Below are 22,562 nucleotides of genomic sequence, written 5' to 3'. Positions count from 1 at the left end.
CTCTCCCTACGCGCCGTCACGGATACCGGCGATGAGGTGCGACGACTCCTCGGGCGTCAGGGCGTGCGCCTGCATGGTGCGGAAAGCGGCGCAGTACGCCTCGAGGTCTTCCATGCGTTCGAGATGGAGGCTACTCGTCAAGTGGTCGAGAACAACCACATCCAGATCGGAGATGTCCGGAAAGGAGAAGATGACGAAAGGGCCGGAGAGGCCGACGTAACCGCCCATCGTGAACGGGAGCACCTGGATCCGCACGTGCGGCAGGTTCCCCAGCTCCACCAGCCGCCGCAACTGCGCCCGCATCACACCGGGGCCGCCCACCTGCCGCCGCAGCACCGCCTCGTCCAGCACCGCCTCCAGCCGCAGCGGGGGATCCCCGTGCAGCACCTCCTGGCGGGCGATCCGCACCTCCACCAGGGAGTCGACCTTCGCCGCGGGCAACCCGTGCAGGGCCGCCCGGGTCACCGCCCGCGCGTAGTCTGGGGTCTGCAACAGGCCCGGCACCACCGAGGTCTCCAGCGTGCGCGCCGTGCAGGCCTGCGACTCCAGGCTGATGAAGTCGCGGTACTGCGGCGGGAGCACACCCCGGTAGGCATGCCACCACCCGGTGCCTCCTCCGCCCTCCGCCGCCCCGGACAGCGCTTCCAGCAGGGCCCGCAGCCGCGGTTCCCGTACCCCGTAGGCGTCGAGCAGCCGCGACACGTCCGCGCCGGTCACCCCGCTCGCGCCGGTCTCGATCCGGCTGATCTTCGATTGGTGCCAGCCCACGAGCCGGGCGGCGTCCCGGCTGGTGAGCCCGGCGCCCAGGCGCAGCCGGCGCAGCTCCTCGCCGAGCTTGCGGCGGCGCACCGCCGGTCCGTGTCGCGTCCCCCGCACGACCGCCTCCTCCTCCGGCCCGCCGTCGGTCCGCCGTCGGTCCGCAGGGCGGACCAACCCGCCAGTCTGCCGGACGAATCCGTTCTCGCGTAGCAGGGTTCACCGCTTCGAGCGACAGATATATGCAGATCTTGGGGGATCGCCGCACCCGGGGGCGACATAAGTGGCAGTCTGGCGCGAAGCGCAAACCGTGGCCGCCTCGCAGTGCATCGCTCCTCGTCGGAGTCCCGGCCCCGGTGGGAAAGGGACAGATCGCCATGGCAGACCACCAGGAAGCATCCGTCACTCTGCCGAGCGATCCCGCCTCGGTCTCCGCTGCCCGCAGATACGTGGCGGACGTCCTCCGCGACTGGGGCCTTCCGGACGACAGCGATACGGCGGACACCGTCCGGCTGATCGTCTCCGAGCTCGCCACCAACGCCGTGCAGCACACTTTCGGGCAGTCGCCCACCTTCACGGTGGACCTCCGGCTGGAGCGCGACGAGCACCTGCGCATCGGCGTCACCGACAGCCATCCGCGCTGGCCGCAGCGGCTGCCCGCCGCCGTCCAGCAGGACAACGGCCGCGGCATGGTCATCATCCGCTGGCTCACCGCCGAGCGCGGCGGACGGCTCAGCGTCACCCCGACCCGGGAGGGCGGCAAGACCGTGTGGATCGCCCTGCCCTGGACGGTCGCCGTCCAGAACTGAGGCGGCCCCGGCGCCTCCCACGGGGCCCCGCCGGAGCGCGCGGAGCGTCACTCGTGGCGGTCGGTCGCGGCGGTGTCTCCGTGCCCGCGGTACAGGGGCGCTCTTCGTACATCCGGCATGAGTAACCCCTGTACCGCGGATCATGCGCGGTCGGTGCGCGGGATCAGCGCACGCGGCCGTAATACACCGACTTGGACCAGATGCGGTCGAGCTTCACCACCGATCCGGACTTCGGCGAATGCCAGATCTTGTTCCCGCCGGCGTAGATGCCCACGTGGTACACGCTGCCGCCGGAGTGGAAGAAGACGAGGTCACCCTTCTGCCGGCTCGACGCCGACAGGTGACGCGTCTTGTTGTACTGCTGCTGCGCGGTGCGCGGCAGGGTCTTGCCGGCCTTCTTGTACGAGTAGAGCGTCAGGCCGGAGCAGTCGAACCGGGACGGGCCCGCCGCTCCGTACTTGTACGGTGCACCCTTCTTGGAGGCGGCCACGTTCAGCGCCTTGGTGGCGTGAGCGGGCGCGGCCTCGGCTTCCGACACGGCGCCGGGCGCCAGCATCGTGCCGCCGACGGCGGCGAGGGTGAGTGCCGACACGGCGCCGGCACGGGACAGCAGAGACGGGACATGAATCTGCGCGGTCATGGCGCAACCCTTCGTCAGCCGCCTGTGAAGGATGACCTGTCGGGTTCGGGCTGGCGAAGTTGCCCGGCCGCTGACGCGGCTTCACCCCAAGGAGCGACCGTGGTGCGCTCGCTCCGTACTGCTCGGGTCCTCCACTCCTGCCGATCCACTTCTGTCGACCAGTCATCCGGACGGCGGCAGGACTCGGCGTCCGCCCGGACCGCCCCGCCTCGGGTGGCGGGGGCTTGTCGTCGTCAGGGATCTTGACCCATGTCGCGGTGAAATTCCGAGCCGAAACGGCGATATGTGAGGCTCCTCACGACTGATCCGTTCGGGTGGACAGGGGTGTTTTGGCGCATCGCGGCGACCGGTGGAGGATCCCCGTACCAGCGCCGGAAGCTGATGTTCCGCCAGCTGCGTACAGCGGGGGCGCAACTCGTGCGGTACGGAATTCGCTCGTTTGCGTACGCCGAACGAGGGGGTGCCTCCTCGTCCTTCTGCGTCCATTCGTGCACCCGGCAAACCCCTCAGCTGACGGGCTCCTGAGGGAGCGTCACCCGCGCTGTCCGGCGTTCGCCATCGAGAACACGCAGCGCACGCGCCAGCGTCCGGGAGTGCACCTCGCTCTCCCCTCGGTCATGCATCGCCGTCAGGGCGTCGCGCAGTGCCTCGGCGCGCCCTGCGAGCGCCTGTGCCGCACGCAGGGCACTGTACGTGTGCGCGGCGCGCGCAGGGTTGATCCGGCCCAGCAGGTCGACCATGTCGAGGTAGCTGTCGATGTACGCGCCCTCGGCACGGGTCAGCGCCGGCAGCGGCGCCGGTTCGGGTGGCAGCATCCGCTCATCCCTTGCGGCTGGGGACGACATGGTCGATGAGGCCGTACGCCTGTGCGGCGGCCGCGTCGAGCACCGTGTCGCGTTCGAGGTCCGCGTCGACGCGCTCGGGGGTCCTGCCGGTGTGGTGCGCGAGTGTCCCGGCGAGCCGGTCGCGCAGCCGCAGCATCTCGCGGGCCTGGATGTCCAGGTCGCTGGGCTGCCCGTGCAGCGGCTGCGCGATGGCGGGCTGCCGCAGGAGCACGCGCGCCCCGGGCAGCGCCATGCGCTTGCCGGGCGCGCCGGCGGCCAGCAGTACGGCGGCCGTCGAGGCCGCCTGGCCGATGCAGGTCGTCTGCACGTCGCACGTGACGATCTGCATCGTGTCGTAGATCGCCAGCATGGCGTCGACGGTGCCGCCGGGGGAGTTGATGTAGAGCGAGATGTCCTGGTCGGGGGCCGCGTACTCCAGGTACAGCAGCTGGGCGACCACGTCGTTCGCCGAGATCTCGTCGATCGGCGCGCCGAGGAAGACGATCCGGCCCTCCATCAGCTTGGTGTAGGGATCCATGGTCCGGTGGCCCGTGCCGGTCCGCTCGGTGATGTCGGGCAGGACGTGACGCTGCTCCATCGTGTGCCTCCCTCTCTGTAAAAAATGTACAGGACGTACAGGCGTCTATGATGGGAACCATGGCCTACGAGATCCCGGTGACGCAAGCCCGTGCAGAGCTCGCCGAACTGATCAACCGCGTCGTCTACGGCGGTGAGCGCGTGGTCGTGACCCGTCACGGAAAGCCGCTCGTGGCGCTGGTGTCAGCCGCCGACCTGCAGCGACTGGAAGCGGAGCCCGAGCAGACGGAAAGCCCGGCGGTGGCGTCCGTCTCCACCACCCACCCGCTGACGTCCGCTCCCGGCGAACGCCCCCGCTTCGGACTCGCGGCGGAGCACCGCCCCCCGCAGCACCCCCGCCCCGGCGCCTGACGGCACCTCGCGACGAACCGGCCGGGCGGCGTCCGGGGCCTCCGGCGCGCACCGCCGCTCCACCCGCGCGGGGGCCGGGCCTGCGTGCGCCCCGCTGGGGGATCGTTTCGTCAGCCTCGTACGAGTGACGGGACGCGTAGCCGCGGGGACGGCGTGGGTAGCCAGGGGCCGACTCGAACCATCCGGTGAGTCAGGCCCCACCACCACGCTGCAGGAGGGAACCGTATGCGTCGCATCGCGGCCGTCGTCCTCGGAACCGTCGCTTTCCTCGGGTTCACCGCCACCACCGCCTCGGCTGTAGCAGTCCCGGACCCCACAGCCGTCGTCGACTGCGTCGCCACCAGCGCGACCGACCTGACCACTGTCATCGACCCGGCGTCGCTCACCGTGCCCCCGGAGGTCCCGGCCCTCCCCGGCACGGGCTGCCTGGCGGTCTGAGGCCCGCACCGCAGCGCCCGGCCGGCCGGCAGCACGCCGGCCGGCCGGGCGCGGTTTCGCCGGACCCGGTTCCGCCGGGCCCGGGGCGGCTCGGGGCCGAGCGGGCCGCCCCGACCTCCATGGGGATGCAAAGAGGCAGTTAACCTCCCGGAAAAATTTCCGCCCGAGATGGAAATATCTCTCCGTCACACTCGTTCCCGCAGGTCAACAGAGTGTTGAAGCCGGATAGGGTCCCGCTGCGCCTGGGACCGCACCGGGCGGGAACTGTGAGGTGAATCGTGCAACTGACTCCGCACGAGCAGGAGCGCCTGCTCATCCATGTCGCCGCCGACGTGGCGGAGAAGCGCCGGGCGCGCGGGGTGAAGCTCAACCACCCCGAGGCCGTCGCGCTCATCACCTCCCACATCCTGGAGGGCGCACGGGACGGCCGCACCGTCTCCGAACTCATGGCGTCCGGGCGCAAGGTACTCACCCGCGACGACGTCATGGAGGGCATCCCCGAGATGATCCACGACGTCCAGGTCGAGGCCACGTTCCCGGACGGCACCAAGCTCGTCACCGTCCACGACCCGATCGTCTGACGGGGGAGTGCCACCGATGATCCCCGGGGAGACCCTCCATGCGGACGAGCCCGTGGCCCTCAACGAGGGCCGCCCGGTCACCCGCCTCACCGTGCTCAACGCCGCCGACCGGCCCGTCCAGGTGGGGTCGCACTACCACTTCGCCGAGGCCAACCCCGGTCTGCGGTTCGACCGTCCGGCCGCCCACGGCCTGCGGCTGAACATCGCCGCCGGCACCGCCGTGCGCTTCGAGCCCGGCATCCCGGTGGACGTCGAACTCGTACCGCTCGCCGGGCTGCGCATCGTGCCCGGGCTGCGCGGCGGGACCGGAGGTGCCCTCGATGCCTGAGCTCGCCCGCCCCGTCTACGCCGACCTCTTCGGCCCCACCACCGGCGACCGCATCCGGCTCGCCGACACCGACCTGCTGATCGAGATCGAGGAGGACCGCTCCGGCGGCCCCGGACGAGCGGGTGACGAAGCCGTGTTCGGCGGCGGCAAGGTGATCCGCGAGTCGATGGGCCAGGCCCGTACGACCCGTGCCGAAGGCGCTCCGGACACCGTCATCACCGGCGCCGTCGTCGTCGACCACTGGGGCGTCGTCAAGGCGGACATCGGCATCCGCGACGGCCGCATCACGGCGCTGGGCAAGGCCGGGAACCCCGACACCATGGACGGCGTCCACCCCGCCCTCGTCATCGGCCCCGAGACCGAGATCATCGCGGGCAACGGCAGGATCGTCACTGCCGGCGCGATCGACGCGCACGTCCACTTCATCTCGCCCACCGTCGTCGACCAGGCGCTCACCTCCGGCATCACCACCCTCGTCGGAGGCGGCACCGGGCCGGCCGAAGGCACCAAGGCCACCACCATCACACCCGGGCCGTGGCATCTCGCCCGCATGTTCGAGGCGCTGGAGACGTACCCGGTCAACATCGGACTGCTCGGCAAGGGCAACACGGTCTCGCGCGAGGCGATGCACTCCCAACTGCGGGGCGGAGCCCTGGGGTTCAAGATCCATGAGGACTGGGGAGCCACCCCGGCCGCCATCGACGCCTGCCTCACCGTCTGCGACGAGACCGGCGCCCAGCTCGCCATCCACACCGACACCCTCAACGAAGCGGGCTTCGTCGGCGACACCCTCGCCGCCATCGCCGGCCGGACCATCCACGCGTACCACACCGAGGGTGCCGGCGGCGGGCACGCGCCCGACATCATCACCGTGGTCTCCGAGCCGTACGTCCTGCCGAGTTCCACCAACCCCACCCGGCCGCACACCCTCAACACCCTCGACGAGCACCTCGACATGCTCATGGTGTGCCACCACCTCAACCCGGCCGTCCCCGAGGACCTCGCCTTCGCCGAGTCCCGCATCCGGCCCTCCACCATCGCGGCCGAGGACGTCCTGCACGACCTGGGCGCCATCTCGATCATCTCCTCCGACTCCCAGGCCATGGGCCGCGTCGGCGAGGTGATCCTGCGGACGTGGCAGACCGCGCACGTGATGAAGAAGCGCCGCGGCGTACTGGCCGGTGACGGCCGCGCCGACAACCACCGGGTGCGCCGTTACGTCGCCAAGTACACGATCAACCCGGCGGTCGCGCAGGGCCTCGACCACGAGATCGGCTCCGTCGAGACGGGCAAGCTCGCCGACCTGGTCCTGTGGGAGCCGGCCTTCTTCGGCGTCAAGCCGCTGGCCGTCCTCAAGGGCGGGCAGATCGCCTACGCGCAGATGGGCGACGCCAACGCGTCGATCCCGACGCCGCAGCCGGTCATGCCGCGCCCCATGTTCGGCGCGCTCGGGCGGGCGGCGGCGGCCGGGTCGCTGAACTTCGTCACCGGGGCCGCCCTCGACGACGGCCTCCCCGAACGGCTGGGCCTGTGCAAGGAGTTCACCGCGATCCGGAGCACCCGCGGCGTGACCAAGGCCGATATGCGCGAGAACGACGCCCTGCCACGCGTCGAGGTCGACGCCGACACCTTCACGGTGACGATCGACGGCGACCCGGTCGACCCGGCTCCCGCCGCCGAACTGCCCATGGCCCAGCGCTACTTCCTCTTCTGACGGCCCTGGTCATGACACATGCTGCCCTTCTCGTCCTCGCCGACGGCCGGTTCCCCGCCGGTGGCCACGCCCACTCCGGCGGTGCCGAGGCGGCCGTCGCGGCGGGTCGCATCCGTGACACCGGTGACCTGGAGATCTTCTGCCGGGGCCGCCTGCACACCACGGGCCTCACCTCCGCGGCCCTGGCCGCCGCGGCCGCCGTCGGCCTCGACCCCGTCGCGCTCGACGAGGCCGCCGACGCACGCACCCCCTCGCCCGCGCTGCGCGCCACCGCGCGCAAGCTCGGCCGCCAGATGCTGCGGGCCGCCCGCGCCACCTGGCCGAACCCCGAACTCGACGCGCTGGCCCGGGCGTTCCCGCGCGGTGTCCACCAGCCCGTCGTCCTCGGACTGGCCGCCCGTGCGGCGGGTCTGGGTGCCGGCGAGGCGGCGCACTGCGTCGCGTACGAGACGGTCAGCGGGCCCGCCACCGCGGCGGTGCGCCTGCTGAGCCTCGACCCCTTCCGGGCCACCGCCGTCCTGGCGCGGCTCGCACCCGACATGGACGCGGTGGCCGCCCGGGCCGAGGACGCCGCCCGGCAGGGCATCGACGCCCTGCCGGCCGCGTCCGCGCCGCTGCTCGACATCACCGCCGAGCAGCACGCGGCCTGGCTTGTACGCCTCTTCGCCTCCTGACGGCCGACGACCGGCAACCGACGGCCGTTGACCGGCAACCGACCGCCCCGAGTCCACCGACCGCTCACCACCGACAAGGAACGCCATGCACCTCGACCACACCCACCACAAGGAAGCCCCCGGCGCCGTGAGCGCCGACGCCCACCGCCCCGACGGCACCCGCCGCGCCCTGCGCATCGGCCTCGGGGGGCCCGTCGGGTCCGGCAAGACCGCCACCGTCGCCGCACTGTGCCGGGACCTGCGCGACCAGCTGTCCCTCGCGGTCGTCACCAACGACATCTACACCCGCGAGGACGCCGAGTTCCTGCTGCGCCACGCGGTCCTGCCGCCCGAGCGCATCCAGGCCGTGGAGACCGGCGCCTGCCCGCACACCGCGATCCGCGACGACATCTCCGCCAACCTCGAAGCGGTGGAGGACCTGGAGGAGGCGGTCGGCCCGCTGGACCTGATCCTGGTGGAGTCCGGCGGCGACAACCTCACCGCCACCTTCTCCAAGGGGCTCGTCGACGCGCAGATCTTCGTGATCGACGTCGCCGGCGGCGACGACATCCCGCGCAAGGGCGGCCCCGGCGTCACCACCGCCGACCTGCTCGTCATCAACAAGACCGACCTCGCCCCCTACGTCGGCTCCGACCTGGAGCGGATGGCCCGCGACGCCGCGGAGCAGCGCGGCGGGCTGCCCGTGGCCTTCACCTCGCTCACCGGCGACCAGGGCGTGCGCCCCGTCGCCGACTGGGTGCGCGCGCGGCTCGCCGCCTGGGCCGCGTAACCGCCATGACCCTCATGAGCGTCCACGCCACCGCCCGGATCGTCGCCGAGGCGGACGGCGGTCTGCCGGTGCTGGCGAGCGACGGGCCGCTGGCCCTGCGCCGCACCCGCGCGGTGCCCCTGGCGGTCCGGGGCGGCGCCCCGCACACCCGGGTCACCGTCGTCGGCGCGATGACCGCCCCGCTGGGCGGTGACCGGCTCGCGATCGAGGCGGAGGTACGGGACGGGGCGCGGCTCACCGTCGACTCCGCGGCCGCGACGGTGGCGCTGCCGGGGCGGGGCGAAGCGGGGCCGGCGGCGTACGACGTGCGGCTGACCGTCGGCGAGGGGGCGGAGCTGCGCTGGCTGCCGGAGCAACTGGTCTCCGCGTGCGGCTCCTGTCTCCGGATGCGCACGACGGTCGAACTGGCGGCCGGGGCGCGGCTGGTGCTGCGCGAGGAGCTGGTCCTGGGCCGGCACGGCGAGGAGCCCGGCACCCTCGCCACCCGCCTCACCGTCCGCCGTGCCGGACGCCCCCTGCTGGACCAGGAACTGGCCTGTGGTCCGGGGGCACCCGGCGGCTGGGACGGGGGAGCGGTGCTGGGAGGACACCGGGCTTCCGGTCAGCTCCTCGTCGTGGACCCGGAATGGGACGGCAGCCCCGTCGGGCCGCGGCTCCTCGGGGACACCGCGGCCGTCACCCCGCTCGCCGGGCCCGCCGCGCTGGTGACCGCGCTCGCCCCGGACGCGCTGCTCCTGCGGCGAGTCCTGGACGAAGCACTGGCGGAGCTCACGTCCTGATGGTGCGTCAGCCGCCGACGTACCAGGTGAAGCCGCCGTTCGACGCCGCGACCATCATGAGTATCGCGAAGATCACCAGGTCGACGACACCGAGGATGATGGCGGCCTTCGCCATGCCCGCGCCGCCCTTGACCGGCGCCTGCTTCCGGCCGAGCGCACCGAAGACGATGGCGAGCGGTCCGAGGATCACATTGAAGACGAGCACACCCACGACACCGCACACCAGCCCGGCGATGGCCAGGCCGTTCGTACGAGACTCCGCGTGCCCATGCGTACCGCTGGTGCCGTAACCGGCCATGAGAACTCTCCCTGTTCTGGGGGGAACATGTGAAAGCCCGTGTTGCCCGGTGTGCCCGTCCCATGCCTGCCGGGTGAAAATCCCGCGACCGGGTCCCGCGGTACGGCCGGGGGTGGTCCCGCGGTACGGCCGGGGCGGCCGGCCGCCGCGCTCAGTGCCGCAACCGGGGGAACCTGCGCCCCTGTCCGGGCTCCTGCGCCGCCTTCACGGTGGCCGCGTACTCGTCGACGTACTCCTGGCCCGACAGGGCGAGGATGCTGTACATGATCTCGTCGGTGACCGCGCGGAGCACCGCCTTCTGGTCCTCCATCCCCGCGAACCGGGAGAAGTCCAGCGGCTCGCCGAAGCGGACGCGCACCCGCTTGATCTTCGGCAGGACCTGTCCCGGCGGCTGGATCTCGAACGTCCCCACCATGGCGCACGGAATCACCGGGACTCCCGCCTTCAGGGCCATCACCGCCACCCCGACCTTGCCCTTGTAGAGCCGACCGTCATGCGAGCGGGTGCCCTCCGGGTAGATGCCCAGCAGCTCGTCCTTCGCCAGCACGCCGAGCCCCTCGCGGATGGCGGTCCGGCCGGCCTCCTTGCCCGAGCGGTCCACCGGGATCTGGCCGGCGCTGCGGAAGAACGCGGCGGTCAGCCGGCCCTTGATGCCCGGTCCGGTGAAGTACTCCTGCTTGGCCAGGAAGGTGATGCGCCGCTTCAGCACCACGGGCATCAGGAAGTGGTCCGAGAACGACAGGTGGTTGCCCGCGATGATCGCCGCGCCGGTCTCCGGCACATGCTCCAGCCCCTCCGTCCGCGGGCGGAACAGGAGCCGGAGGACCGGCCCGAGCAGCACGTACTTGAGCACGTAATAGAACACGGATTGCTCCCTACTGGACCTGGTCCGGATCCGCTTCGGAGGTGCGTTCTACCAGCCCGCCGGGGCGCTGGAGGGCGACCGGTCGAGGTGCGCGTGTCGCGCCCGAGGAGGGGCACAAGGGCCTCATGACGGTATCGAAGACAAGTGTCCTCGTCCTGGACTGCGCCGAACCGGAGGCGCTCGCGGAGTTCTACGCCGGACTGCTGGGCGCCCGAGTGGAGCGGGGCACCGACCCCGACTTCATCGAGGTCCTCGGCCAGGACGGCGTCCGCCTGGCGATCCGCCGCGACCACGGCTACGCACCTCCCAGCTGGCCCCGGCCGGACGACTCGCAACAGGCCCACCTGCACATCCTGGTCGCCGAGGCCGACATGGACGAGGCGGAGCGGGAGGCGGTCGGACTGGGCGCCCGGCCCGTGGAGACCAAGGACAACTCCGGCCCGCGCGACGTGCGGACCTATGCCGACCCCGCCGGACACTCCTTCACCCTCGCCGCCCGGGAGGGCCGGACGGCCGTCTGAGGTTACTCGTGCGTTCCGCACGGGTCATTGCTGACAGCTGTGACTGTTGGCCCCCCGTCCACTGATGGCACCGTCTTCCCCGTCGCCGAACGAGGGAGCAGGTGTGATCAAGGGATACGCCACCTTCTGCGACGCGGACCGCCATTTCTACGACGCACCGTACCGGCTGTCCGCGGAGGGCCAGGGGGCCAAAGGAGCGCTGTACGAGGCGGCGCTCGCGGCCGTGCCGGAGGGCTGGCGGCGGCACCGCAGCGGCGACTGGCTGGCGCTGCGCCCGCTGGAGCAGGAGCTGCCCGCGCAGGGCTGGAAGATCCACGTCTCGGCCCGCCTGGACAACGCAGAATCGATTCTGGCGCGGGTGGCGGAGTACTGCTTCACCCACCGGATCGCCTTCAAGTTCGTCCCGAGCCGCTACCTGCTCCACACCCGCAACGCCAAGTACGCCGACCGCGCGGCCAGCGGCAAGTTCATCACCGTCTACCCCGCCGACGACGAGCAGTGCCACCGGGTCGCCCGCGACCTCGACGCCCTCCTCGCCGGCGAGGACGGCCCGTACATCCTCAGCGACCTGCGCTGGGCCGACGGCCCCGTCCACCTCCGCTACGGCAGTTTCACCCAGCGCCACTGCTACGACGACAAGGGCGACCTGGTCCCCGCCGTCGCGGACCCCGACGGGCGGCTCGTCCCCGACCTGCGCGGCCCCGTCTTCCGGACACCGCCCTGGGTGAGCCTGCCCGGCTTTCTCCAGCCGCACCTCGACGCCCGGCGCGCCGTGACCCTCGCCGACATCCCGTACACCATCGAGCGCGCCCTGCACTTCTCCAACGGCGGCGGCGTCTACGTCGCCCGCCACACCGCCACCGGCGAGCAGGTCGTCCTCAAGGAAGCCCGCCCGCACGCCGGGCTGGCCGCCGACGGCGCGGACGCGGTCACCCGGCTGCACCGTGAGCGCACCGCGCTGGAGCGGCTCGGCGGACTGCCCTGCACACCCGAGGTGCGCGACAGCTTCGTCCTCGGCGACCACCACTTCCTCGCGATGGAGTACGTCGAGGGCAGACCCCTCAACACCTTCTTCGCCCGCCGCCACCCCCTGATCGAGGCCGACCCCGACCCGGAGGCGCTCGCCGCCTACACCGAGTGGGCCCTGCGGATCCACCGGCTGGTGGAGGAAGCCGTCGAGGCGGTCCACGCCCGCGGCGTCGTCTTCAACGACCTGCACCTGTTCAACATCATGGTGTCCGAGGACGAGTCGTCCGTCGTGCTGCTCGACTTCGAGGCCGCGGCGCACATCGACGAGGGCCGCCGGCAGACCGTCGCCAACCCGGCCTTCGTCGCCCCCGCCGACCGGCGCGGCTTCGACGTCGACCGCTACGCGCTCGCCTGTCTGCGGATCGCCCTCTTCATACCGCTCACCAGCCTCTTCCCGCTGGACCCGCACAAGGCCCGGCACCTGGCCGACATCGCGGCCGCCCACTTCCCCGTGCCGCGCCGCTTCCTCGACGAGGCCGTGACGGAGATCCTCAAGGACGGCCCCGGCGCACGAACCGGCCCGTACCTGCCCGTCGAACCGGGCGACTGGCCCCGCAGCCGGGACTCGATGGTCCGCGCCGTCACCGCCTCGGCGACGCCCGACCGCGAAGACCGCTTCTTCCCCGGCGACATCGCCCAGTTCGCCACCGCAGGCGGCGGACTGACCCTCGGCTACGGTGCCGCCGGCGTCCTGTACGCGCTCGCCGAGACCGGCGCCCCGAGCGGGACCGCCGCCGAGGAGTGGCTCCTCGAACGCACCAAGGAGCCCCCCTCCGGTACCCCCCTCGGTCTGTACGACGGCCTCGCCGGCATCGCCTGGACCCTGGAGCGGCTCGGACACCCCGAACGCGCCCTCGAACTGGCCGAACTCACCCTCGCCACGCCCTGGGACGACATCGCCCCCGACCTGCACAGCGGGCTCGCGGGCCTCGGCCTCGCCCTCGACTCCCTCGGCCTCGGGGACGCGGCCCTGCGCTGCGCGGACCTCACCGCCCGCGCCCTGCCCCGCATCTCGCGCGCCGGGCTCCTCCACGGCGCCACCGGCCCCGCGCTGCTCTTCCTGCGCCTGTACGAACGCACCGGCGACACCGGCCTGCTGGACCTCGCCGCCGACGCGCTCCGCCGCGACCTCGACCGCTGCGTCCACGGCGCCGGCGGCACGCTCCAGGTCGACGAGGGGTGGCGGACCATGCCGTACCTCGGCGCCGGGAGCGTGGGCATCGGCATGGTGCTCGACGACTTCGCCGCCCACCGCGCCGACGAGCGCTTCGAGCAGGCGCGGCGCGAGATCGTACGGGCCGCCCAGGCCACGTTCTACGCCCAGCCCGGACTGTTCCGGGGAGCGGCCGGCATGGTCCTGTACCTGAGCCGCACCACCGTGCCCGGGCCCGGAACGCAGGACTCCGACGTACGCCGCCAGATCGACGCCCTCGCCCGGCACGCCGTGCCGTACCAGGGGCATCTGGCCTTCCCCGGCGAGCAGATGATGCGGCTGTCCATGGACCTCGCCACGGGCACCGCCGGCTGTCTGCTGGCCCTCGGCAGCGCCGCGACCGACGGCCGCGCGCACCTGCCGTTCCTCCCGCCGCTCCGGCGGCCCCAGAGCCGGTCCCAACCAGGGACCGTGAAGAAGAACACCGTCCCCATGAAGGAAAGGAATCGATCATGACGCTTCTCGACCTGCAGTCGATGGAGACCCCCAAGGAAGAGGCCACGGGCGACGTCGCCACCGGCAGCCGGGCCAGCCTGCTGCTCTGCGGTGACAGCAGCCTGAGCGTCACGACCTGCAACTGACGCGGTACCGGTCAGGCCGCGCGGTGCCGACATCACGCGGCTGACCGGTCCCGGCCCCGGGCGGGCAACCCCCGCCCGGGGCCGGGCCCTTCGGGGCCCGGCCCCGGGAACCATGCACACCCGCCGCGGAAGGCGTACCGGCCGGACGAGGAGGAAGGAACCGTCACGATGCCTCCCGAGCGTGCTGCCGATCGCGTGCTCCTCGCGGCCGCCCGGCACAGCGCGGGCCTCGCCGCGGCGATCCTCGCGTGCTCCCTCGCCTCCGCCGCCGCCACCCTGGCGGAGCCCGCCGTGCTCGGCCGGACCCTCGACCTCCTCCTCGCCCGCGACCCCGACGCCCCGCGCTGGGTCGCCCTGGCCGCGGTCCTCATCACCGCCGACCTGCTGCTCGACGCGGCCGTCGCCCTCCTGACCGGCGTGACCAACGCCCGTACCACCGCCTGGCTCCGCACCCGCGGCCTCGACCGGCTGCTGCGCTCCGCACCGCACCACGCCGCCCGCTTCCCGCCCGGCGACCTGGCGACCCGGCTGACCGCCAACGCCACGGAGGCCGGCACCGTGCCCGCGACGGCCGCGAGCGCGGTGGCGTCCGTGCTCCCGCCGCTGGGCGCCCTGGCCGCGCTCTTCCTCATCGACTGGCGGACCGCGACGGCCTTCCTGGCCGGCGTCCCGCTCCTGCTCCTGCTGCTGCGCGCCTTCGCCGCGCACTCCGCCGACAGCGTCGCCCGCTACCAGGCCGTGCAGGCGGGCATCGCGGACCGGCTCGTCGAGGCCCTCGCGGGGGCCCGCACCGTCGCCGCCGCCGGCACCGCCGCGCACGAGCGGCGGCGCATCCTCGCCACCCTGCCGGACCTGGCCGCGGAAGGGCGGGCGATGTGGCTGGTCTACGGCAGGGCCGTCGCCCGCAGCGGCGTGCTGATGCCGCTGCTGGTCTGCCTCGTCCTCGCCGTGGGCGGTCTGCGCCTCGCCTCCGGCGCGATGGGCGTCGGCGAACTGCTGGCGGCGTCACGGTACGCCGCGCTCGCCGCGGGCGTCGGCGCGGTCGCCGGGCTGCTGGGCGCGCTCGTCCGCGGCCGCGGCGCGGCCCGCCGTACCGCCGGGCCGATGGCCCTGCCCGCACCGGCGCGCGGGGACCGGCACGACCGGGACCTCCCCGCCGACGGCCCGGGCACGCTCGAACTGCACGGCGTCACCGTCGTACGGGACGGCGAGACCGTGCTCCGCGGCGTCGACCTCGTGGTGCCGGGCGGCACGCGGGCGGCCGTCGTCGGCCGCTCGGGGTCCGGCAAGTCGCTGCTGGCCGCCGTCGCCGGCCGGCTGACCGACCCGGACGAGGGGAGCGTCCTGCTCGACGGCGTCCCCCTGCACCGCCTGGGCCGGCAACAGCTGCGCGCCGAGGTCGGGTACGCCTTCGCCCGGCCGGCCCTGTTCGGCGCCACGGTCGCCGACGCCCTCGCCTTCGGCGCGCACACACCGACGGGCCCCGCGCTGCGGGCGGCCGCGCGGGCGGCCGGCGCGGACGGCTTCATACGGCGGCTGCCCGACGGCTACGCCACCCCGCTCACCGAGGCGCCGCTGTCGGGCGGGGAGCTGCAACGCCTGGGCCTGGCGCGGGCGTTCGCCCACGCGGGACGGCTGCTGATCCTCGACGACGCCACGTCCAGCCTGGACACGCTCACCGAGCGGGAGGTCGAGCGGGCGCTCGCCCGGGAGGTCCGGCCGGGCACCCGGCTCGTCATCGCGCACCGGCTGTCCTCCGCGGCCCGCGCCGATCTGGTGATCTGGCTGGACGAGGGCCGCGTACGGGCCACCGGACCGCACGCGCGACTGTGGCGCGACCCGGAGTACCGGGCGGTCTTCGCGGCCGCGGCCGACGGGGGCGCGTCATGAGGAAGCCGGGGCCGGCGGCCCGCGTCCTGCCCCAGGCGCGGCGGTTCCTGCAACGCAGGAAGCGCGCCCTGCTCGTCCTCACCGGCTGGTCCCTGCTGGAGTCCGCGCACACCTTCCTCACCGGCTACGGGGTGGCCCGCGCCCTGGACGACGGCTTCCTCGCCGGGCGGACCGGCACCGGCCTGCTGTGGCTGGCGGCCGCCGCGGCCGCCGCCCTGGTGGGCGGGGCCGCCGTACGCGGAGTGTTCGCCGGGCTCGCCGGACTGGTCGAACCGCTGCGGGACGGGCTGGTCCGGCGGGCGGTGTCCCAGGCGCTCGCCCGGGCGGTGACGGATCCCGCCGGGACGGGCGGCGGTACGGCGCACAGCGCGGCGGTGTCCCGTCTGGTCCACCAGACCGAGATGGCCAGGGACAGCTTCGCCGGACTGGTCCTCACCGCCCGGTCGTTCGTCTTCACCGCCCTCGGCGCGCTGCTCGGCATGGCGTCGCTGGCGCCCGCGCTGCTGCTGGTCGTCGTTCCACCGCTGCTGCTGGGGCTGGCGCTGTTCGTGGCGACCCTCGTCCCGATGGCCGCCGCGCAGCGGGCGTTCCTCGACGCCGACGAGGAGCTCTCGGCCCGGGTCGGCGCGGTCGGCGCCGGACTGCGGGACGTGGTGGCGTGCGGCGGCGAACGCCGGATCGCCGAGGACGTGGGCCGGGTCGTCGACACCGCGGAGCGCCTGTCGCGCCGGCTGGCCCGCTGGGCGGGGATCCGCACCCTCGCCCTCGGGGCGGCGGGCCGGCTGCCGGTCGTGGCGCTCGTGGTGATGACCCCCTGGCTGCTGCGGCGCGGGATCACCGCGGGCGCGCTGCTGGGCGCGCTCACCTACCTCGTCCAGGCGCTGCTGCCGGCGCTGCACACCCTGATGGCCGCGCTGGGCGCCGCGGGTACCCGGCTGCTGGTGGTGCTGGACCGGTTCGGGACGCAGGAGCCCCGCCTGCCGGGCGACGCGCCCGCCGGGGGAGAGGGCGGCACGGAGCCGGAGGGCGGGGCCACCCCCTCCGGGCCCGCCGCCCGGGCCGACCCCGGCACGGTCGCCGCCCCGGCGGACCCCGGTGCGGTCGCCGCCCCGGCCGACGGTGCCACGGGAGCCGTGCCCCCTGCTCCGCACGGGCCACCGCAGGTGGCCACGGTCCCGCACCGCCGGCCCGGGACGCGGCACCCGCGGGCCGCCGCCGTCGAGTTGAGGGGCGTCGGCTTCGCCTACGGTCCCAGGGCCCGCCCGGTGCTCGACGGTCTGGATCTGGTGGTCGAGCCGGGGGAGCACCTTGCCGTGGTCGGCCCCAGCGGAATCGGCAAGTCGACCCTCGCGGCCCTGCTCGCCGGGCTGCTGGAGCCCGGCCGGGGCACGGTCCTGATCGACGGCGCCCCCGCCCGCCGGCCGGGCCCGCCGGGACCGGACCCGCGCAGGGTCCTGCTGCCGCAGCAGGCGCACGTCTTCACCGGGACGGTCCGCGACAACCTCCGCTACCTGCGCCCCGGCGCAGGGCCCGCCGAGGTCGAGGAGACCGTCGAGGCCCTCCGCCTCGGCCCGCTGGTACGGCGCCTCGGGGGCATCGGCGCCGTGCTCGACCCCGGCAGGCTGTCGCAGGGGGAGCGGCAGCGCCTCGCGCTCGCGCGCGCCCACCTGGCCGGCGCGCCCCTGCTCGTCCTCGACGAGGCCACCTGCCACCTCGACGCGGAGAGCGAGGAGCACGCGGAGCGCACCCTCGCCGCGTGCCCCGGCACCCTGATCGTCATCGCCCACCGCCTGTCGTCGGCGGTACGGGCCGACCGCGTGCTGGTCCTGGACGGCACGCACGCGGTGTGCGCGCCGCACCGGGAACTGCTGGGCGCCTCGCCGCTCTACCGCGACCTGGTGGGCGTCGCCGCGGGCTGACGGCCGGCGCGGCGCCCGCTCACACCCATCCCGCGCCCTGCGTTATCCGTATGGCGTCGATGCGGTTGCGCGCCCCCACCTTGCGCGTGGCCGAGGCCATGTAGTTGCGCACCGTGCCGTTCGACAGGTGCAGCCCGCGGGCTATCTCGGCGATCGACTCCCCCTCGGCCGCGCGGGCCAGCACGCTCAGCTCCCGGGCGGTCAGCGGCATCCGGGACGCCTCGAGAAAGCCGAAGGCGAGCGATTCGTCGACGAACCGCTCGCCTTCCGCGACCTTGCGGATGGCCCGCACCAGGCGTCCTGGCGAGGCGTCCTTGTCCACGTACCCCAGTGCCCGCGCCTCGAAGGCCTTGCGCAGCGTCCCCGGCCTCGCCGCCGAGGCGAGCACCAGCAGTCCGATGTGCCGGCCCAGCGCCGCTCCGCCCCCGGCCGACCCGCCCTCCAGCATCGTCGCGGTGCCCGGACAGTCGAGGTCGACCACGCACACGTCCGGTCGTAACGACTCGACGTGCTGCTGGGCGGTGCGCCAGCCGGAGGCGGCCACGTCGAACGACTCCTCCGAACTGAGCAGCGCCGTGAGCGCCGACCTCAACAACCCGACGCTGTGCAGGACAAGGACCTGGGTCATGTGGTTTCCCCTCCCGGTGATCGCCCGGCCGCTGCCCGGGCGCTCGCATGACACACATGCGACTGCCCGCAACCGCGGCGCAGGAACCTTTCGGTGCGGCGTGCGGGGCGCACGGCAGGGCCGCTCGGGCGCCCCCTGCGCCACCGTGCGCGGGCGTGCGCCCTTACTCGTGCGCGACGGCGTTGTTCCGGTCGGCACCGAGGACCCCGCCGGACCTCTCCGCCCGGTCCATCAGCCGGGACAGCTCCACCCGCGACCGCACCTGGAGCAGCGCGAAGACGTTGCGCAGATGGTGGTCGACGGTGCGTGGGCTGATCGACAGCCGCGCCGCGACCTCGCGGTTGGTGGCGCCCTCGGCGACGCAGCGCGCGATCCGCAGCTGCTGCGGCGTCAGCCCGGGCAGCAGCGCGACCGGTTCGCGGCGAGGCCCGGACGCCTCCCCGGTGGCGCGCAGTTCGGCCCGGGTCTGCTCGGCCCAGGGGTGCGCGCCGGAGCGTTCGAAGGCGACCAGCGCGTCCCGCAGCCGGCCCCGGGCCTCCAGCGGCCGGCGCCGGCGGCGCAGCCACTTGCCGTACAGCAGCAGGGTGCGACCCCGCTCGAAGTCGCCCCCCGCCTCCTCGTGCCGGTCCAGCGCCTCCGCGTACAGCGCCTCCGCCTCCGCGGGCCCGGCCAGCAGCGCCCGGCACCGGGCGAGCTGTGCGGGCGCCTGCGGATCGACGCCCTGCGCCGCCCACCCGGCGAACGCCTCGGCCGCCGCCCGCGCGTCGTCGTCCTGTCCGGCCGGCACGGCCGCCTCGACGAAGCACGGCACGGCGAGCATGCGGACGCCGAAGTGGCCGCAGCGGGGACCCGGCCGCACCAGCGGGCGGAGGCGCGCGGCGGCGTCGTCCGCCCGGCCGCGCCCCAGGTCGGCGCGGGCCGCCGCCCACTCCGCCAGAGTGGCGGCCTGGGCGAGACCGTGCGGGCGCGCGACGGCCAGGGCGTGCCCGGCGTGTCCGGCCACGGCCCCGGCGTCCCCCTCCACCGAGGCCACCAGCGCGAGGATGGCGTGCTGGTGGGCCACCGTGTTGCGCGTACCGGCCCGCAGCGCCCGGCGCAGCCCCTCCTGGGCGTGCGCCCGGGCCCGCGCGTGCCGTCCCGCCCGCAGCTCCGCGTACGCCAGGTGCTCCAGCACCCGGGGCAGCAGCCCGACCAGCCCCCGCGTCCGGGCGAGCGCCAGAGCCCGGGCGTGGATGCGGCACGCCGCCGGGCTGTCGCCGAGCACGAGCGCGGCGCCGCCGGCCCGCAGCAGCCACACCGGATCGTCCTGGCCGGCGCCCCGGGCCAGCACCCTGCGCAGCGGCTCCCGCGCCTCCTCCAGCCGCGCGCCGAGCGCCGCGCGCAACCCGGTCCGGTAGTCGTGGGCCAGCGCGGGCTCGCCCGGGAGACGGTCGCCGGCCAGGGCGGCGAGGCAGGCCGGCACGTCGCCCATCGCCCAGGCCGCGTCGGCCATCGCGAGCCGCGCGGTCAGGGCGCGTTCCGGGTCGTACGGGCCGAGCGTCGCGGCCGCCACCCGGAGCATCGCGTGGGCGTCGCCGACGGGGCCGTCGTCCAGGGCGAGCGTGCCCCGCAGGAGCTCCGCCCGTCCCCGTACGGCCGCGTCCGCGGCCCGCCGCCCGGCGGCGAGCAGCTCCCGGGCCCCCTGCGGCCGCCCCGCCAGCCCGGCGAACTCCGCGGCGGCCGTCGACCGGTCCGCGCGGACACCCTCGTCGGCGGTGAGCTCCGCGGCACGGGCCAGCGCCACCGACCGCTCCAGCAGCCCGGCGCCCGCGGCCCCGAAAGGCCCCGCGCCCAGGTCCCCCGGTTCCGCGCCCAGGTCTCCCGGTTCCGCGCCCGCGGCCGCCCCGGCGGCGTCCCTCCGCGGGCCGGGCCCGAGGCCCCCGCCCGGTGCACCGGTGGCGACGGACGGGGCCGGTGCGACGGACACGGTCCCGAAAGGCCCCGCGCCCGCGTCGCCCGGTTCCGCGCCCACGCCTCCCGGTTCCGCGCCCGCCCCGGCCGGGCCCGCGGCGTGGGCAGCGGTCCCCGGGCGCGACAGGCCGACCGCCGCCCGTACACCCGGCGCCCCGGGCGAGCGGCCCGCCCCCGCCGCGGCCGCCAGCTCGTCGGCGAGGCGTGCGTCGGTGCCCTCCGCGGCGGCGGCCCGGTGCAGCAGCCGGGACAGCGTGTGGCGCTCACCCGGCAGGACGGAGGCCAGCACCGCGTGCGCCGCCCGGCGCCGCGACAGCGTGGCGTGCGCCAGTACCGCCCGGCGCAGCAGCGGGCTGACGAACCGGACGACCTGCACCGCCTCCCCGGCCACCCTGATCACACCCGCCGCCTCGGCGGCGTCCAGCGCCTCCGGGCCGATGCCCGCCTCCCTGGCGGCCCGGAGCACCACGGCCGTCTCCGCACCCGCGGCCGACGGCTCCACTTCCTCGGCGGCCGCCGCGAGCAGCAGCACCTGTCCGGTGTCCGGCGCCAGCCCCTCCAGGCGGCTGCCGAACGTGCGCAGCAGGACACCGCGGTCGGCGAGCGGCCGGGGCAGCGACTCCTGCCCGGCCAGCTGCGCCGGTGTCAGCCGGGCGACGACCGCCTCGATCAGGGCGGGGTTGCCCCCGGCCTCGTACAGGATCGCGTCCCGGACCGCCGGATCGGCCGAGCCGCCGGTCAGCCCGTCCACCAGCGCGGCCGCCGCGCGGTCGCCGAGCGGACCCGGGCGCAGGACGGGCAGCCCCGCGAAGTCCGGGTCACGTTCCCGGTGTCCGGCCACGGACAGCAGCAGTCCGACGGTGCGCGGCGACTGCGGACGCCGCGCCGCGAAGCCGAGTTCCGCCCGCGACCGGGCGTCCCACAGGTGCGCGTCGTCGACGCACACCAGCAGCGGCCCGGCCCCGGCGGGCCCCGCGCCGCGCAGCAGCTCCATCAGACCGCCCGGCTCCAGCCCCGAGCGCAGGACGCCGGCGGCGCCCCGGTCTCCCGTGGCGCACAGCAGCGCGTGCACCCCGCTGTACGGCAGGCCGCGCTCGGCCGGCACCGCCTTCGTGTACACGGCGCGGCCGTTCGTGAAGTCCGCGGCGGCCCGCCGGAGGAGCGCCGTGCGGCCCATCCCCGGCTCCGCGGCGATCAGCAGCGCGCCTCCGCGGCCGGATCGCAGCCCGTCCAACAGAGCTGCTACGGCTTCGAGTTCAGCGCTCCGGCCGTATATCCCGGTCATACCGGTCACGTTACTTCGGTGTAAACGAGCCGGGAAGCGGCGTTGGGCCCGTGCCCAACGCCGCAGGCGGAACTCTGTGCCGCAGCACCGGTTCCGGGTCCCCGGACGGACCCCGGGTCCGTCCCGGCGGTGCCGCGGGGAGGGCTGTCAGGAGGTGTGCGGACAGTTGCCCCGGTACTCCTCGATGGTGAGGCTCGGGCGCGGCAGCGGGCAGAGGAACTGCTCGTAGCGGGTGTCGTTGTCGATGAACCGCTTGAGCCAGGAAATGCTGAACTTCGCGATGGTGGTGTCGGAGGTGTTCGGCGTGAAGTGGTCCGCGCCGTTCAGCTCCAGGTACGCCTTGTCGAGCGTGGCGGGCAGACTCGTGTAGAACGGCTCCGAGTGCGTGGCCACCGGTGCGATGGAGTCGCCGTCGGCGCCGATGAGCAGCGTCGGGGTCTTGATCTCCGGCCATGTCTTGTCGGTGTTCCAGCCGGTGAGGGGGATCGCTGCCTGGAGGGAGGGCCGGCTCTTGGCCGCCTCCAGCGAACCGCCGCCGCCCATGGAGTGGCCCATCACGCCCAGCCGCGTGCTGTCGATGCGGCTCCGCACGGTGCTGCGCTGGGTGAGGTAGTCCAGCGCCGCGAGGAGCTGGCGGCCGCGGCTGTCGGGCTGGTCGAGGGTGGTGTTGGTGTCGATCGTGAAGACCACGAAGCCCTGGGAGGCGAGTCTGGGGCCGTACCAGGCGATGGAGGACTGGGTTCCGGTGAAGCCGGGGGAGATGGCCACGGCTCCGAAGGTGCCGTCGGCGGTGGTGGTCGGGTAGTGGATGGTGCCACCGCCGAAGCCGGTCACGCTCAACGACGAGACCGTGGTCTGGGAGACCGCGTAGGGCCCGCGCACGGCCTCGATGCTCGCGGTGGTGGGGGCGGGGCCGCGCTCGTAGGGGTTGTCCGCGGCCTGTGCGGCACCGGGGGTCATGGTCATGCCAATGCAAGCCGCGGCGAGGAGCGCCGCCAAGGTGTGTCGCTGCACGACTGAGTCGTCCTCTCGGTCGTGGCGGCGCGGCCCCGGGTGCCCGGGCGTCACCGCCGTGTTCACCAGCGGTGCCACTGTCGCGGCGCTCACGGCACACGGGCATCGG

23 protein-coding genes and 1 riboswitch are annotated in these 22,562 nt (G+C 74.4%); of the genes, 14 read left to right on the top strand and 9 right to left on the bottom strand.

Annotated elements, in window-relative coordinates:
- Positions 1-6 precede the first annotated feature (6 nt).
- A complete protein-coding gene (locus tag ACIA79_RS20575; protein WP_399429764.1) occupies positions 7-876 on the bottom strand; it encodes a helix-turn-helix domain-containing protein in 870 nt (289 codons plus the stop codon).
- A gap of 257 nt (positions 877-1,133) precedes the next feature.
- On the opposite strand from ACIA79_RS20575, the gene ACIA79_RS20570 reads away from it, so the two are divergent.
- Positions 1,134-1,565 (top strand): ATP-binding protein, encoded by a 432-nt coding sequence (locus tag ACIA79_RS20570; RefSeq protein ID WP_399429763.1) that lies wholly within the window; start codon positions 1,134-1,136, stop codon positions 1,563-1,565.
- A gap of 163 nt (positions 1,566-1,728) precedes the next feature.
- Here the strand turns inward: ACIA79_RS20570 and ACIA79_RS20565 are convergent, their stop codons facing one another.
- From ACIA79_RS20565 to ACIA79_RS20555, 3 genes are all read right to left on the bottom strand, one after another.
- The gene (locus ACIA79_RS20565) at positions 1,729-2,205 is read right to left on the bottom strand and encodes a C40 family peptidase (protein ID WP_031071328.1); all 477 of its coding nucleotides are present in this window, start codon (positions 2,203-2,205) and stop codon (positions 1,729-1,731) included.
- Between the two features lie 4 nt (positions 2,206-2,209).
- A riboswitch (cyclic di-AMP (ydaO/yuaA leader) is annotated at positions 2,210-2,391 on the bottom strand.
- A gap of 320 nt (positions 2,392-2,711) precedes the next feature.
- The gene (locus ACIA79_RS20560; RefSeq protein WP_399429761.1) at positions 2,712-3,020 is read right to left on the bottom strand and encodes a hypothetical protein; all 309 of its coding nucleotides are present in this window, start codon (positions 3,018-3,020) and stop codon (positions 2,712-2,714) included.
- Positions 3,021-3,024: 4 nt separating this feature from the next.
- The gene (locus ACIA79_RS20555) at positions 3,025-3,627 is read right to left on the bottom strand and encodes an ATP-dependent Clp protease proteolytic subunit (protein ID WP_399429760.1); all 603 of its coding nucleotides are present in this window, start codon (positions 3,625-3,627) and stop codon (positions 3,025-3,027) included.
- A 59-nt stretch (positions 3,628-3,686) separates the two neighbouring features.
- On the opposite strand from ACIA79_RS20555, the gene ACIA79_RS20550 reads away from it, so the two are divergent.
- The 8 genes from ACIA79_RS20550 to ACIA79_RS20515 all read left to right on the top strand — a co-directional run bounded on the left by ACIA79_RS20550 (position 3,687) and on the right by ACIA79_RS20515 (position 9,260).
- Positions 3,687-3,977 carry a type II toxin-antitoxin system Phd/YefM family antitoxin gene (locus ACIA79_RS20550; RefSeq protein ID WP_399429759.1) on the top strand — a complete coding sequence of 97 codons (291 nt, stop codon included), beginning with the start codon at positions 3,687-3,689 and terminating at the stop codon, positions 3,975-3,977.
- 225 nt (positions 3,978-4,202) lie between these two features.
- Entirely contained in the window at positions 4,203-4,415 is a 213-nt protein-coding gene (locus tag ACIA79_RS20545) for a hypothetical protein (protein ID WP_399429758.1), read from the top strand.
- A gap of 278 nt (positions 4,416-4,693) precedes the next feature.
- Positions 4,694-4,996 (top strand): urease subunit gamma, encoded by a 303-nt coding sequence (locus tag ACIA79_RS20540; RefSeq protein WP_399429757.1) that lies wholly within the window; start codon positions 4,694-4,696, stop codon positions 4,994-4,996.
- A gap of 16 nt (positions 4,997-5,012) precedes the next feature.
- Positions 5,013-5,324: an urease subunit beta gene (locus ACIA79_RS20535; RefSeq protein WP_399429756.1), complete on the top strand. Its 312-nt coding sequence runs from the start codon at positions 5,013-5,015 to the stop codon at positions 5,322-5,324.
- The gene (locus tag ACIA79_RS20530) at positions 5,317-7,038 is read left to right on the top strand and encodes an urease subunit alpha (RefSeq protein WP_399429755.1); all 1,722 of its coding nucleotides are present in this window, start codon (positions 5,317-5,319) and stop codon (positions 7,036-7,038) included. The genes ACIA79_RS20535 and ACIA79_RS20530 overlap by 8 nt, the downstream gene beginning before the upstream one ends.
- An 11-nt stretch (positions 7,039-7,049) precedes the next feature.
- On the top strand, positions 7,050-7,712 hold the full coding sequence (locus ACIA79_RS20525) for an urease accessory protein UreF (RefSeq protein WP_399429754.1): 663 nt from the start codon (positions 7,050-7,052) through the stop codon (positions 7,710-7,712).
- 85 nt (positions 7,713-7,797) lie between these two features.
- Entirely contained in the window at positions 7,798-8,481 is a 684-nt protein-coding gene (gene ureG / locus ACIA79_RS20520; protein ID WP_399429753.1) for an urease accessory protein UreG, read from the top strand.
- Between the two features lie 14 nt (positions 8,482-8,495).
- A complete protein-coding gene (locus ACIA79_RS20515) occupies positions 8,496-9,260 on the top strand; it encodes an urease accessory protein UreD (protein WP_399429847.1) in 765 nt (254 codons plus the stop codon).
- 7 nt (positions 9,261-9,267) lie between these two features.
- Here the strand turns inward: ACIA79_RS20515 and ACIA79_RS20510 are convergent, their stop codons facing one another.
- Together ACIA79_RS20510 and ACIA79_RS20505 are read right to left on the bottom strand one after the other, a co-directional pair.
- A complete protein-coding gene (locus tag ACIA79_RS20510) occupies positions 9,268-9,558 on the bottom strand; it encodes a DUF4190 domain-containing protein (protein WP_399429752.1) in 291 nt (96 codons plus the stop codon).
- A 151-nt stretch (positions 9,559-9,709) separates the two neighbouring features.
- Positions 9,710-10,423 carry a lysophospholipid acyltransferase family protein gene (locus ACIA79_RS20505; protein WP_399429751.1) on the bottom strand — a complete coding sequence of 238 codons (714 nt, stop codon included), beginning with the start codon at positions 10,421-10,423 and terminating at the stop codon, positions 9,710-9,712.
- 125 nt (positions 10,424-10,548) lie between these two features.
- On the opposite strand from ACIA79_RS20505, the gene ACIA79_RS20500 reads away from it, so the two are divergent.
- The 5 genes from ACIA79_RS20500 (at position 10,549) to ACIA79_RS20480 (ending at position 17,576) form a co-directional block, all read left to right on the top strand.
- On the top strand, positions 10,549-10,944 hold the full coding sequence (locus ACIA79_RS20500; protein ID WP_399429750.1) for a VOC family protein: 396 nt from the start codon (positions 10,549-10,551) through the stop codon (positions 10,942-10,944).
- 103 nt (positions 10,945-11,047) lie between these two features.
- A complete protein-coding gene (lanKC, locus tag ACIA79_RS20495) occupies positions 11,048-13,642 on the top strand; it encodes a class III lanthionine synthetase LanKC (protein ID WP_399429749.1) in 2,595 nt (864 codons plus the stop codon).
- Positions 13,639-13,767 carry a SapB/AmfS family lanthipeptide gene (locus tag ACIA79_RS20490; protein WP_058940762.1) on the top strand — a complete coding sequence of 43 codons (129 nt, stop codon included), beginning with the start codon at positions 13,639-13,641 and terminating at the stop codon, positions 13,765-13,767. Before lanKC ends, ACIA79_RS20490 begins: the two co-directional genes overlap by 4 nt.
- A 168-nt stretch (positions 13,768-13,935) precedes the next feature.
- Entirely contained in the window at positions 13,936-15,657 is a 1,722-nt protein-coding gene (locus ACIA79_RS20485) for an ABC transporter ATP-binding protein (RefSeq protein WP_399429748.1), read from the top strand.
- Positions 15,654-17,576: an ATP-binding cassette domain-containing protein gene (locus ACIA79_RS20480; protein WP_399429747.1), complete on the top strand. Its 1,923-nt coding sequence runs from the start codon at positions 15,654-15,656 to the stop codon at positions 17,574-17,576. Before ACIA79_RS20485 ends, ACIA79_RS20480 begins: the two co-directional genes overlap by 4 nt.
- A 19-nt stretch (positions 17,577-17,595) precedes the next feature.
- Here the strand turns inward: ACIA79_RS20480 and ACIA79_RS20475 are convergent, their stop codons facing one another.
- From ACIA79_RS20475 to ACIA79_RS20465, 3 genes are all read right to left on the bottom strand, one after another.
- Positions 17,596-18,204: a LuxR C-terminal-related transcriptional regulator gene (locus ACIA79_RS20475; protein WP_399429745.1), complete on the bottom strand. Its 609-nt coding sequence runs from the start codon at positions 18,202-18,204 to the stop codon at positions 17,596-17,598.
- A 163-nt stretch (positions 18,205-18,367) separates the two neighbouring features.
- Entirely contained in the window at positions 18,368-21,439 is a 3,072-nt protein-coding gene (locus ACIA79_RS20470) for a LuxR C-terminal-related transcriptional regulator (protein ID WP_399429744.1), read from the bottom strand.
- A 147-nt stretch (positions 21,440-21,586) separates the two neighbouring features.
- Entirely contained in the window at positions 21,587-22,405 is an 819-nt protein-coding gene (locus ACIA79_RS20465) for a dienelactone hydrolase family protein (RefSeq protein ID WP_399429743.1), read from the bottom strand.
- Positions 22,406-22,562 lie beyond the last annotated feature (157 nt).

This window comes from Streptomyces sp. NPDC051310, from assembly GCF_044455245.1.
Classification (GTDB): domain Bacteria; phylum Actinomycetota; class Actinomycetes; order Streptomycetales; family Streptomycetaceae; genus Streptomyces.
This window is presented reverse-complemented; position numbering and strand designations above follow the sequence as displayed.